The following is a 3,112-nucleotide window of genomic DNA, read 5'->3' as shown; positions in this document are numbered from 1 at the left end:
TATAATTACCACCATAACTACTTTGATCAATGATGATAATTGGCCTGCTATTTACAGATTTAAAATTCTTGAACTGAGTTTCGGCTGAATGTTCTGTCCATTGTGGAAGCCCATCCATTTTTGCTTGTGCATGATGTTGACTCTTATCAGAAAGTGATACTCCCTGACCTTCATTGCAATTATAATAATAGATAAGGCTAGTATAATGGCTTGCCGAAGGATTAACTTCGTGATTCATGAGCTCTTGAATTTGAGCCTCTGTTAACACAGTATTCCAAACACTAAATTCATCAATCAGTCCATCGTAATTGCTGGTATTGTTTCCATTAGAACCAATTCTGAATTTAGTTATACCACTCATTTTTCTGTTTTTCCCATTTCCTGAATGCCAAAGTTTTGCGTTCAGGTAAATATTCATTTCACCGCTTATTGCATTTTTGGTAAAAGTCCAGAAATTCCATTGCCCTTTATAGTCTTCAGGATTGGCTGTTTGATATATTCGATCATAATCGCCTCCATCATTACCAGCATCCCAATACACATTTGAGTTACTCCATGGCAAATGACTACTGATTACCCGTTTGTTATTTACATCGAATGCTTCAAAAACGTGATCGTTTTGCGCTTGAATTGTTGGATCTCCATATTGCCATAACGAAACTGTTATTTCATTTTCAATTTGGTTGAAATTATCTGTCGGAACGTCAATATAGTCAGGTCCTTCAAAGTCAAGTGCATAATCCGCTGAAGAAGATACCAAACCGGAAGGCCAGTTAGTTGTTTCAATTTTACTATGAATTGGCTGTAAGTTAAAGTTTTTGCTTACACTGAAATCAATCAGGATATTTGACAAACTATCCCAACTAAAGCTAGTATTGAATGCAAAATAAACCCATCCATCAGTACTAATGTTTACATATTTGTCAAATACCGAAAGGAATCCATCTTGTTCAACATCGGAAACGAACAAAGAGTCTTTCATTGTATTTTTAATCCGTATGGCAATTCTTCCAATATCTCCATAATTCTTTCCTAAATAAAGATGTATCCCGCTTATCAGATTGGAATCTAAACCTATTTGTTTGAGTTCACTTGCTTTCCAAACATACTGCATACGATAAAAAGGCATTTCTTGCAGGAAAGTTTTCTCTGATCCGCTATTTATATTAGCTGAATTAATTTGCTTTAAACTAATTGTATCATTTATAACATATGATTTTTCAATCCAGGTTTGATAATTCCAGGCAGGAGTGAGCATGTAGGGAAAAGTGTCATAGGTATTTCCATTTACCTTGAAATTTGGGAATAGCTGATAATTACCCGTTTTTTTTGATGCATAGGTATAGGTTAGGTAGTCCCATTCACCACATTTGTAAGGAGTATTTAATGGATCACACTTGAGGCTATAGTACATATATACTTTCTCGTATTTCGTGTTTTCATCAGGGAAAACTACCCATGCTTCTTTAACATTGCCGCGCATACTATAATCAAAAGCTTGAACTTTGATTGTATCGCCTTCATCGGCACTCAAATTTGTGCTAAAAAATATATTGAAAAGAAGTAATGATAAACTGATAATAATTCCAAATCCTCTACGCATAAAATCCACTTTAATAATTTATTACTGATTGTTTGATAAAAACAAATATAGAAATAGAAAACTAATTTGAAATTAGTAGTCTATACCAATAAAATAGCCGCTATACTTGCGAATATTAATGACATGTTGATCTTCAAACATTAGATATTGGCCTTTAATTCCTGCAAGAGTTCCACTATAAACAGGATTCTTTTCCAAGTTTATACTCTTTATCTTTTGTGGGTACTGATTTACCGGATAGCTAATGTTTGTTATATAATCTTCTTCATCTAAATATTGCTGTAAATCATTTGATAATAAGCCAGCAGCTTTGTTCTTTTCTTCTTCTAAATTAATGTCCCCATCAATTTTATTGGACAGCATCTGTCGCCAATTGGTTTTATCTGCAAAATATTCTTTGAGTTCAACTTCAATGAGTCCTGCTAATTGACGATAAGGTGTTTTTGCCAGAATAATGGCTTTAATTGCTCCCTGGTCCATCCAGCGCGTTGTATATTGACTTGCACGTGTAACACCTATCTTGAGTCCGCTGGAAACGGCTAAATAAACTACATGTTCGGTTAAGCTGTATTTTTTCGCCCATTCCATATCTCTTGAAATACCTAAATGTGCCTGATCAAGTTCGGGTCTGATAATCCCGGGATCTGCTTCGGGTGCTGACTGAAAGCAAGGGAAGCAAAATCCTTGTTGAAACGATGTTTTGGTTCGTCTTCCACATTTAACACAATTTATCTGTCCATTGTAACTGAGCTTTATTTCTTGTCCAATTAAATCGTTTAATGGTAAAAACTGTTGTCCAATTGGTAATTGATACTCCACTACATTTTTGAGTACAGTTTTCATTTTAATTATATTCCCAGACAGTTGCATGTTTTCTATTTTTAATCAAAAATACAATTGATTTTTTGATCATCCACTTTGCATTTTGAGGGAATATATTTGAATAATATAAATTGAAAAATGATATCCAGAGTTGAGAAAAATGGATTTTGCAAGTCGGTGTAATACGCAGATAATCAGTTGTTAGTGATTTTTTTTTGCAAACGCTATCCCGAATTAAATATATTTGAATTCAAATGTGATTATTCGATAAGCAAATTGCCATCTGACGAGAGATGCGAAAAATCATTTTTTTCAACTAAACTGTTCAATCATGCAAATAGCATCATCACTTTTGATTACAGCGGGAATCGTCTTCATGATTTTCTCCATACAGCTTACCCGAAAATTACTAGGTATTCAGGAAGGTAAAATGTTTAAGTCTTGGCGGATTTTGCTTTATTTTATAGCAGCATTCACCCTTGCTTATATTGCTGCACTCACCTTGGTCATAATCGATCTGAAGGATATCATATACATTTTAACAGGGATGGTGTTTTTAGGTGGTGCCTTATTTGTTTATTTGGTCATTCGTGCCAGTTTAACTTCTTCTCTTAAACTAATTGAAACAGCCAGCGCCAAAAATTATTTAAATGATATTTTTCAAACTATGGGAAATATCTTGATTGT

The 3,112-nt window shown here is 34.0% G+C and carries 3 protein-coding genes; 1 reads left to right on the top strand and 2 read right to left on the bottom strand.

Annotated elements, in window-relative coordinates; translation table 11 throughout:
* Together HOG71_05500 and HOG71_05495 are read right to left on the bottom strand one after the other, a co-directional pair.
* On the bottom strand, positions 1-1,603 hold a 1,603-nt coding region (locus tag HOG71_05500), incomplete at its 3' end, for a LamG domain-containing protein (protein ID MBT5990290.1).
* A 72-nt stretch (positions 1,604-1,675) separates the two neighbouring features.
* Positions 1,676-2,473, bottom strand: coding sequence for a DUF2797 domain-containing protein (locus HOG71_05495; GenBank protein MBT5990289.1), 798 nt, complete (start codon positions 2,471-2,473; stop codon positions 1,676-1,678).
* 283 nt (positions 2,474-2,756) lie between these two features.
* Between HOG71_05495 and HOG71_05490 the strand changes: the two genes are divergently transcribed.
* The coding region (locus HOG71_05490) for a hypothetical protein (GenBank protein MBT5990288.1) at positions 2,757-3,112 on the top strand (356 nt) is incomplete at its 3' end.

This window comes from Bacteroidota bacterium (genome assembly GCA_018698135.1).
GTDB lineage: Bacteria > Bacteroidota > Bacteroidia > CAILMK01 > JAAYUY01 > JABINZ01.
The sequence above is the reverse complement of the archived record's forward strand: the minus strand, read 5'-3'. Positions and strand labels throughout refer to the sequence as shown.